This is a genomic window from Pseudomonas zanjanensis (genome assembly GCF_014268745.2).
In the GTDB taxonomy this organism is placed as follows: Bacteria; Pseudomonadota; Gammaproteobacteria; order Pseudomonadales; family Pseudomonadaceae; genus Aquipseudomonas; species Aquipseudomonas zanjanensis.
Map to the genome: position 1 here is coordinate 1,619,518 of NZ_JABWRB020000001.1, position 9,945 is coordinate 1,629,462.

A 9,945-nucleotide genomic window follows, 5' to 3' on the forward strand; every position below is an offset into this window, starting at 1 on the left:
CCAAGGCATCCGGCGGACAGGACAATCTGGCATTGCCAGCGGAATCGACAACCTTAATAAAAGGAGTACCTATGCGCCCGTCGTTTTATGATCCCAGCCGTTTTCCGCAACTGAAGAACCTGGCCGACAACTGGGAAGTGATCCGCGAGGAATTTCTGGCCCTCAATGCGCCGACCCTGACGATCAACCGCGTGGGCAAGCAGATCGCCGAAATCGTCGAGGAGATCGATGCACACATGGCGGCGGGAGGAGAGTACGGCTGGCTCTGGGGATGGGGTGATGACATGGATATCATGCCGGAGTGGACCCAGTACGGCCTGGTGGCCTACGACACCCCGATCCCCTACGCCCGCGACGCCATGCCCGGGACTATCGAGCTGCTGAGCAAGATTCCAGGCATCAAGCTCTGCGCCTTGTTGCGCATGGAGCCCAATGTTTTCCTCGGTACTCACTCTCATACCGGCACTTGGGAGGAGGGGCTGCTGCATATGCAATTGACCATCGATGCGCCTACTACGCAGAACTATGCCTACCTCAACGTCAACGGGAGCTTTAACCAGAGCACCAATGGCAACCTGGTGATCTTTGATGGGTCGCTGGACCACTTTGCGGTGAATGCGTCCAGGGCTCACCGGACGGTGTTGTATCTTGAGTTTCATCGTGAGAAACATATGGTGGCTTGATACGGACCGAGCTCGCTTGCGGTGCCCACGGGATTGATGGTTATCCATAGGCCTGTGGGAGCGAGCCTGCTCGCGAAGAGGCCGGCATATCCAATATCTTCATTGACCGAGCCACGGCTATCGCGAGCAAGCTTTGCTCCCACGCTGGATTTTCGGTAGGCACAAAAATTCATGTACACCCAGTCCCCTGTGGGAGCGGGCTTGCTCGCGAAGGGGCCGGCATATCCAACCTCTTCATTGACTGACATTCCGCCTTCGCGAGCAAGCCCGCTCCCACACTGGATCTTCAGCAGCAGCCACATAACTCATGCGCATCCAGTCCCCCTGTGGGAGCGGGCTTGCTCGCGAAGGGGCCGGCATATCCAACCTCTTCATTGACCGAGCCACCGCTATCGCGAGCAAGCTTTGCTCCCACGCTGGATTTTCGGTAGGCACAAAAATTCATGTACACCCAGCCCCCTGTGGGAGCGAGCCTGCTCGCGAAGGGGCCGGCACATCCAATATCTTCATTGACCGAGCCACGGCTATCGCGAGCAAGCTTTGCTCCCACGCTGGATTTTCGGTAGGCACAAAAATTCATGTACACCCAGTCCTCTGTGGGAGCGGGCTTGCTCGCGAAGGGGCCGGCACATCCAACCTCTTCATTGACTGACATTCCACCACCGCGAGCAAGCTCGCACACAGGCCTACCAATACCGCAGCAATGGATTACACACAGACCGAAATGCGAGAAGCCACCAATCCCACAGGACTCGCCTCACGCCAGATGAGCCGAGCCCACCGTCGACTCCAGAAAACGAAAAGCCGTCTGCTTCGAAACCTGGGTCGACTCGAAGAACGCCAGATGACTGCCATTGCGCTCCACATGCAGCAAGGCGTCGCTGATGGACTCGGCAATGTGCTTGGAGCCACCCAGGTGAGTGGTTTCATCGCAGTCGCCAGCGACGACCAGGGTAGGCACCGTGATCTGTTCCAGCCGCGACTTCAACTCAGTCTTGTTCAACGCATCGTTGAGTCGCGCATAGCGGTAGAACAGCTCTTCGTTGACGTAGGGATAAAGCGCCGCGTGGGCAATGGAGTCCGGAATGGTCGCCAGGGTGGCCTGGTCCAGGAATAACGCCTGCAAGTCACTGGCTTCGTTGCGGTCCACGGCGGCCGATTCCATCAGCCATTCGAAGTTCTGCTGGTGGGCGGTGCGCAGGCTGTCGTCCCCCAGGTTGTAATCGCCGTGCCACAGGCTCAAGGAATTGACCCGATCGGTGTGGGTGGCCGCCGCGCTGAGGGCAATCACCGCGCCACCGCAAATGCCCATCAGGTGCGCGCTGTCCAGGCCATAGTGGTTCATCACATTGATCAGATCGCCCACCTGGGCGTCAGTGTCCACGGACAACTGGTCGAACGAAGTGCATGAACCGAACAGCCCGCGGGTTTCCCAGGTGACCACGAAAAATCTTTCGCTCAGCGCATTGAACCAGTCGCGGCACAGATCGAATGGCATGCCGCAGGGCAGGGCCAGGACGATGGCCGGGCGGTCTCGCTCGGTGCTGGCATGCACCGACAGCGCCACGTTGTCGCGAGTAATCAGGTGCAGTGTCTCGACCTCGGGCACGGCACCGCTGAAATCGAAGTGTCTGACCAGGCGCCCGAAGTCCTTGGCACTGTCGACGTCGTCGAAGTGATCATAGGCAAACTCGAGGGCCTGGCAGATTTTCTTGCTGATGAACATCTCGAAAGACGACAGTTGCGCCTCGCCGTCATGCACGTACTGCACGGCTTTGACGCCGATCCTGGCGAACGCGGTGCTAACCGCCCGTTCCGTGGCTCTCACGCTGGAGCAAGCCTGGTCGGGCGCCACGTCACTGCCCTGGGCCAGAAAGCTCAGGCAGATCGGATCGGGCAAATGGATGGCAAGGTGCCTAAGCATCCTCACGGTCTCGCACAGGCGCGTCGCTGCGTCGGTGGAAATAGTCATGGATTGGGGACTCCTGTCAGGCACGTTGCGCATGCCAACTGTCATGTGGCAGTGAAAAGGTCAGACGGCTTCGAATTTCTTGCCTCGGGTAGTGTGGGTGACAAGGCGATTGTATTCAGGTGTCGTGTCGCCGATGACTTGCACCGCGCCGTATTTTTCAAGGCTGATCCGTCCACCGTATTCCTCGATGTGGTCGGAGTCGGGGTAGATCTTCACGAACGACGGCACATAACGCGAGGCGAAGCCCATGCGCATGTCCTGGGATTCACCGCTGTGGGGGTAGGAGGCGTGCATCAGCGTCGACCAGAAAATGATGAATTGGCCGGCCTTCATCTGCATGGGCACGGCGGAGGCTTCGTCGGGCTTCCAGTTCTCGTCGATCTGCAGCTGGCGATAGTCATAGCCGAAGAAACCGCGCCGCACGCCGTCCTTGACCACCGAGCTGTTGTTGGCATCGGGGTCGTAGGCCATGCGCTTGGTTTCGTCGTAGTTCATGCTGTTCTGGGTGCCGGGGATGAATTGCAGGCAACCGTTGGCGATGTTGGCGTCGGTGAAGGCGGTCCAGACGGTGATGGTGCCGCCGAAGTCTTCGTTTTCCGGCCAAAGGATCTGCGGCTTGCCCGAGGCGTTGGCGAAGGTGTCGGCCTGGTGCCAGTCGGTGCCTTCGTCGCCAGGGTATTTCGGGAAAAACTCGGTGCGCCAGCACAGTACGTCCGGGCCGAGGATACTTTCGACGCGGTCGCAGATTTGCGGACGGCAGATGTGGCTGGCGAGGAATTCGTCGTCCAGGTGGCGATCGTAATTGGCGATGTTGGTGCCGCCGGAGATCGCATCCAGATCCTGGTAGGCCGCGGCACTGCGGTCGAGCAAACGCAGGCGGGTGCGCTTCCAGGTCTCTTTCATTTCTTCTGGCGAATAGGCGTCGAATGGTCCGATGAAACCGTTCTTTTCAAACGCCGCTCGTTCTTCCGGGGTCAAGGCGAATTTTTTGCTCATGGGCTTTTCCTTTTCGATCAATGGGCTTGAACAAGGGAACGCTGGATACAGCCGGCCAACACTTTGGCGGTGGCGCCATCGGCCAGCACACCTGGGTCGAGGTTGACCCGGTAATGGGCCTTGAGCGTGCTCAACGAGCGGATCAGGGCCAGGGAGGTGCCGCCGAAATCGAAGAAGTCATCGTTCAGGCCGATGTTCTTCAGGCCGATGTCGTCCGACCAGACCTTGAGCACGAACTGCTCTTGTTCAGTGAGGTTCGGCTCGCTGGCGTGGAGCTCGGTCGATGGGATCGAGTCGGGCGAGGGCAGGCGGCTCTTGTCGATCTTGCCGTGGTCGGTGACCGGCAATGCCGCCAGTGGGATGTAGGCCGAAGGGCGCATGTAGTCCGGCAGGCTCGCGGCCACCTGTGCGGCCACTTCGCTGCGGACCTGTTCGGTCCAGGCCGTCACGCCATGGGTCGGTACCACATAGGTCACCAGGCGCCAGTCGCCATCGCCGTAATCGTGACCGGCCACATGGGCAGCGGCTACGGCGGCGCTGGCTTGCAGGCACGCTTCGACTTCGCCCGGCTCGATGCGGAATCCGCGAATTTTAAGTTGTTCGTCGCAACGACCGGCGTAGCGGTATTCGCCATCGTCGCCCAGCACCAGCAGGTCGCCTGTGCGATAGGCAGGGCTTGAGGTACCTGGCAACTGGACGAAGCGCGCTGCGTTCAGGGCGGGACGATTCAGGTAGCCCAGCGCTACACCGGCACCTTCAATGTACAGCTCACCGGCATTGCCTTGAGGCACCGGCTGTTGATCGGCGTCGAGCAGGTGCAGGCGCCAGCCATCCAATGGTGCACCGATGGACACCATGGCGGCGCTTTCCAGGTCCTGGCCGAGCACCCGTTTGAAGGTGGTGTGGACGGTGGCTTCGGTGATGCCGTACATGTTGATCAAGGCTGGCGTCTGGTCGCCATGGCGTTCGACCCACGGTCGCAGCACCGTGGCGGGCAGCGCCTCGCCGCCGAACACCACATAACGCAGGGCCAATGGCGCACTGGCAGAACGGTCCGCTTCATCCAGGCCACGGAACGCCGATGGCGTCTGGCTCAGCACGGTGACGCCCTGGTCGGCCAGCCATTGACGCGTGCCACTTGGCGAGCGCGACACATCGTAGGGCACCACGGCAACGTGGCCACCGTGGGCGAGGGCGCCCCAGATTTCCCATACCGAAAAGTCGAAACCGATGGAGTGGAACATCGACCAGACGTCGTTTTCGGTGAAGGCGAACGAGCGTTGGGTGCTTTCCAGCAGGCGACTGACGTTACCGTGCGCCACCAATACGCCCTTGGGCTCACCGGTGGAGCCGGAGGTGTAGATGACGTAGGCCGCGGCCTCGTCGGGGTTGCGCTGGTCGTCGGCGGGCAGCGGTTGCAGGGCCGGGCCGGCCAGCAGCTCGGCCAGGGACAGGACGCGCACGGACGCGCTTTGCGGCAGGTCGGCGAGTTCCCCGATCATCAGGCCCAGGCCGCTGTCGCGCACGATGTGTTCGACCCGCTTGCCCGGGTATTGCGGATCGACCGGGACGTAGGCGCCGCCGGCCTTGAGAATGCCCAGCAGGCTGATGACCAGGTCGACGCCACGTGGCAGGCACATCCCCACCAGCATGCCGTCCCGGACGCCTTCCTGGCGAAGCCGGGCCGCCAGTTGCGACGAGACAGTGTCGAGTTGCGCGTAGCTCAATGAGCGAGAGGCGTCGGACACCGCGGTTCGCTCAGGGAATTCACGGGCCCGGGCGACGAATGTTTCATGCAGGAATGCACCGTGCGTGAGGGGGGCTGGCGCGGGGTTGACCGATCCGCCAGTGTTCTTAATCGGCATGACTAACGCTCCTGTTAAATGCCAGGCACACCGTGTTGCGAGTTGCGCAAACCGATGTGCTCGAGACGTCACTGCGACCCACGGCATCGTTTGCGGTACCTGTGCATTTCGCAGCTCGCGCATTTCAGCACCGACTTTGTGTCGGCGTCTGTCGCGGGAAATGGGGACAAGCGAGGCTGGTTTGGGTCGACGTGTGTCGGTGCAATGGCCGGTGGTGGGTACGGGGCGCCACAGATCAAAGTCAAAGGCAGAGCAACAGCAGGATATGCACTCAGCATCCAAGTAGCTGTGCTACCGCTATCGCGAGCAGGCTCGCTCCCACAATGGGTCGCAGTGAACACAAGCCCCATGAACCCCCAAGATCTCCTGTGGGAGCGAGCCTGCTCGCGAAGAGGCCGGCCCATCCAGCATCACTGCAAACTGACCCGCCGCTTTCGCGAGCAGGCTCGCTCCCACAATGGGTCTGCGGTGAACACAAGACCCATGAACCCCCAAGGTCACCTGTGGGAGCGGGCTTGCTCGCGAAGAGGCCGGCCCATCCAGCATCACTGCAAACTGACCCACCGCCTTCGCGAGCAAGCCCGCTCCCACAATGGGTCTGCGGTGAACACAAGATTCATGAACCCCCAAGATCTCCTGTGGGAGCGAGCCTGCTCGCGATGAGGTCGGCCCATCCAGCATCACTGCAAACTGACCCACCGCCTTCGCGAGCAGGCTCGCTCCCACAATGGGTCTGCGGTGAACACAAGACCCATGAACCCCCAAGATCTCCTGTGGGAGCGAGCCTGCTCGCGAAGAGGCCGGCCCATCCAACATCACTGCAAACTGGCCCGCCGCTTTCGCGAGCAAGCCCGCTCCCACAATGGATCTGCGGTGAACACAAGCCCCATGAACCCCCAAGATCTCCTGTGGGAGCGAGCCTGCTCGCGAAGAGGCCGGCCCATCCAACATCACTGCAAACTGGCCCGCCGCTTTCGCGAGCAAGCCCGCTCCCACAATGGATCTGCGGTGAACACAAGACCCATGAACCCCCAAGATCTCCTGTGGGAGCGAGCCTGCTCGCGATGAGGTCGGCCCATCCAGCATCACTGCAAACTGACCCCCGCCGCTATCGCGAGCAAGCTTGCTCCCACAGATCTGATGGGTGTACGACCGGGAGAGCCAGGTCGGCTATCAGGCCGCCTCGCTTTGGCTTTTGATCTTGATCTGGTGACGCCCCGTTAACCACGCTGGCTGAACGAAGCTGTTGCAACCTCTGTCCCGGTTTGCGGTGCCAGACATCCCCCCCGATCAATGTTTTTATCCTTGCCCGATGGTGGGTCGCATTGGTCCGGCCCTGCGACGTGGATCCGACGATCCGTGGTTCAGGAGTTATTGATGAGTCTTCAAACTGACGCTTCGCCCGTCATGCCCGCTGACGGGATCGCGGATTCGCTTGCCTGGCCAGGTCCTGGAACTGGCGAATCGATCAGGCTGTCATTGCTCGCCGACGGTTTGAGTTTGCCGGTGGTGATCGAGCCGGTTGAACCGGCGTTGAATCCTTCGCTGTGGGCCAGCACCCATCGCGAAGCCATCGAGGCGTTGCTGTGTCGCCATGGTGCGGTGCTGTTTCGCGGTTTCGATCTCGGCTCGGTGCCAGCCTTCGAGGCGTTCGCTGAAGCCTTGTCGCCCGGGCTGCATGGCAGCTACGGCGACCTGCCGAAGAAAGAGGGCGGACGCAACGTCTACCGCTCCACGCCGTATCCCGAACGCGAAATGATCCTGTATCACAACGAGAGCTCACACCTGCAAGGCTGGCCGCGCAAGCAGTGGTTCTATTGCGAACAGCCATCACGGGTTGGCGGCGCGACGCCGCTGGCTGACATCCGCCAAGTCCTGCAATGCCTGCCGCCGCAGGTGGTCGCCCGGTTCGAACAAAAAGGCCTGAGCTACAGCCGCACCTTCACCGCCGGTGTCGAGCCGAGCTGGGCGTCGTTCTTCGGCACCACCGAGCGCGCCGTCGTCGAACAGCGTTGCCGGGAAGAGGGCACCGAGTTCGAATGGCTCGACGACGAAACCCTGCAAGTGCGCACCCTTTGTCCGGCGGTTATCCAGCATCCGGTAACCGGGGAGCGGGCTTTTTTCAACCAGGTACAGCTGCACCATCCGTTTTGTCTCGGCGAGGAAATGCGCGAAGACCTGCTCGATATGTTCGGCGCCGATCGTCTGCCGCGCATGGTCAGTTACGGCGATGGAACGCCGATAGAAGACGACGTCATGGCGTTGCTCGGCGAGGCCTATGAGGCCTGTGCGGTCAGGTTCGCCTGGCGCAAGGGCGATGTGGTGATGCTCGACAACATGTTGGTCGCCCACGCTCGCGACCCTTACGAGGAGCCACGCCTCATCGTTGTGGCGATGGGCGAAATGATCGCCCAGGGCGACGTATGGCGACCGGCGTGAGCCCTTTCGTGACTCCATTCGAGGATAGCAACCCATGAAAAACGAGCAGAACGCGAAGAAAGAGAAGAAGCCAAAACCGGGCTCGGTCATGCGCCTGTTGTGGCGTAACCATCCCTGGCTGACGCTCTTTACGTTGATCTGCGGTGTCATCAGCGGGGTGGCGTCAATCGCGGTGGTGAGCGTGATCAACGAGGCTATCCACAATGACGGCTCTCGCCTGCAGGCGCTGTACTGGTTCATCGGGCTCAGTGCCACGGCGCTGATATTGCGCAATGGCGCAGCGTTGTTCCCGGCCTACGCCAGCATGCGAATCATGACGCGCTTGCGCATTGCGCTGTGTCGCAAGATTCTCGCCACGCCGCTGGAAGAAGTGGACCGGCGCGGCCCGCCCAATGTGCTGACGATGTTGACCAACGACATCCCGCAATTGAATACGACGCTGATCATCATGCCCACGATCCTGGTGGAGACGACGGTCTTTCTGTTCGGCATCGGCTACCTGGCCTACCTGTCGTGGGTCGTGCTGGCCTTGACGGTTTCACTGATGATCCTGGGGGTGGGGCTGTATCTGTTCTTCTTCTCCTGTGGCGTCAGGAACACGTCCCGGGTGCGGGATGAATACACCGCGTTCAATGAATACACCCACGCCCTGGTGTTCGGCCTCAAGGAACTCAAGCTCAATGGCGTGCGGCGCCGCTGGTTCGGGCGCTCGGCCATCGAGGCGTCTTCCACCCGTGTGGCGCGCTACAACTTCGTTGAGCGCCTTTGGTACACCGCCGCCGACAACGTCGGGCAATTCACGCTGTCGTTGCTGATCGGTTGCCTGCTGTTCGCCGCCCCCCTGGTCGGTGCCGTCGATCCGAAAATCATGACCGCCAGCGTCCTGGCCGTGTTGTACATCATGGGCCCGCTGTCGTTGCTGGTCGGGGCGATGCCCTTGCTGGCGGCGGGCCGGGTGGCTTCTACCCGTCTTGCGGAATTCGGTTTCTCAATCAACGGCCCGCACCCGGAACCCATCGAGACCGACGCGCCCAAGGTGCATCTGCTGGAGCACAAGAAGCCGTGGAATCGCATCGAACTGAAGGCCGTGCGCATGCACTACCAGGAGTTGCACGCCGAGAGCGGTTTCTCCCTGGGGCCCATCGACCTGACGGTGCAGGCCGGCGAGTTGATCTACATCGTCGGTGGCAACGGTTGCGGCAAAAGCACCTTGGCCAAACTTCTCTGCGGGCTCTACATCCCCCAGGAGGGTGAGATCCTGCTCGATGGCAAGCCGGTGACGGATGAAAGTCGCAACGACTATCGCGACCTGTTCTCCGCGGTGTTTTCCGATTTCCACCTGTTCAACCGCCTCATCGGCCCCGACGAAGAGGACGGCAGCCCGACGCTGGCGCGCAAGTACTTGGAAACCCTGGGGCTGGCCGACAAGATCAAGATCGAAGGACAGGGGTATTCCACCCTGAAGGCCTTGTCCTATGGCCAGCAAAAACGCCTGGCGCTGGTGTGCGCCTACATGGAGGACCGCTCGGTCTACGTACTGGACGAGTGGGCCGCGGACCAGGATCCGCCGTTCAAGAAGTTCTTCTACGAGGAGCTGCTGCCCGACCTCAAGCGTCGTGGCAAGACGGTGCTGATCATTACTCACGACGACCAGTACTTCCAACTGGCGGATCGCATCATCAAGTTGTCGGATGGCCAGATCATTTCCGACATCAACTGCGCCCTGCGCGACAAGCGAGCCTGAATGACCCTCCAGGCCCTGTCGTTCGGCTTGCGATGTCGCGACAGCACTGCCGGACCCCTGTGAAAACGCTTGGCATCAACCCACCCGGCAGGCGCGTATCCGCCGCCGGGTGGCGACGCCATGCACGAACGTCTGACCGTTCGACCGACCCCATGCCGCGCCGGCTACCTGCGCGGATTGCATCAACGCCAGGCGTGCCTGTTGCATTCAACCGGGCAGCACTGACAAATCTCTGAGAAGGATCGT

Annotated in this window: 6 protein-coding genes; 3 read left to right on the forward strand and 3 right to left on the reverse strand. The window is 61.2% G+C overall.

Annotation, left to right across the window (positions count from 1 at the left end; genetic code table 11):
• Nucleotides 1-71 precede the first annotated feature (71 nt).
• The gene (locus HU715_RS07120) at nucleotides 72-683 is read left to right on the forward strand and encodes an aspartyl/asparaginyl beta-hydroxylase domain-containing protein (RefSeq protein WP_072412270.1); all 612 of its coding nucleotides are present in this window, start codon (nucleotides 72-74) and stop codon (nucleotides 681-683) included.
• Nucleotides 684-1,440: 757 nt separating this feature from the next.
• On the opposite strand, the gene syrC is transcribed toward HU715_RS07120, so the two are convergent.
• From syrC to syrB1, 3 genes are read right to left on the reverse strand one after another with little or no spacing between them, the layout of a single operon-like run.
• Complete coding sequence (gene syrC, locus HU715_RS07125) at nucleotides 1,441-2,655, reverse strand: syringomycin E biosynthesis aminoacyltransferase SyrC (RefSeq protein WP_186710748.1); 1,215 nt, start codon at nucleotides 2,653-2,655, stop codon at nucleotides 1,441-1,443.
• A 60-nt stretch (nucleotides 2,656-2,715) separates the two neighbouring features.
• Complete coding sequence (syrB2, locus tag HU715_RS07130; protein WP_186710746.1) at nucleotides 2,716-3,651, reverse strand: syringomycin E biosynthesis L-threonyl-[L-threonyl-carrier protein] 4-chlorinase SyrB2; 936 nt, start codon at nucleotides 3,649-3,651, stop codon at nucleotides 2,716-2,718.
• A 17-nt stretch (nucleotides 3,652-3,668) separates the two neighbouring features.
• Nucleotides 3,669-5,516, reverse strand: a complete 1,848-nt coding sequence (syrB1, locus tag HU715_RS07135) for a syringomycin E biosynthesis L-threonine--[L-threonyl-carrier protein] ligase SyrB1 (protein WP_186710739.1) — start codon at nucleotides 5,514-5,516, stop codon at nucleotides 3,669-3,671.
• A gap of 1,377 nt (nucleotides 5,517-6,893) precedes the next feature.
• Here syrB1 and HU715_RS07140 point away from each other — a divergent pair.
• Nucleotides 6,894-7,955, forward strand: a complete 1,062-nt coding sequence (locus HU715_RS07140) for a TauD/TfdA family dioxygenase (RefSeq protein WP_186710160.1) — start codon at nucleotides 6,894-6,896, stop codon at nucleotides 7,953-7,955.
• Nucleotides 7,956-7,989: 34 nt separating this feature from the next.
• Nucleotides 7,990-9,699 carry a cyclic peptide export ABC transporter gene (locus HU715_RS07145; RefSeq protein WP_186710154.1) on the forward strand — a complete coding sequence of 570 codons (1,710 nt, stop codon included), beginning with the start codon at nucleotides 7,990-7,992 and terminating at the stop codon, nucleotides 9,697-9,699.
• Nucleotides 9,700-9,945 lie beyond the last annotated feature (246 nt).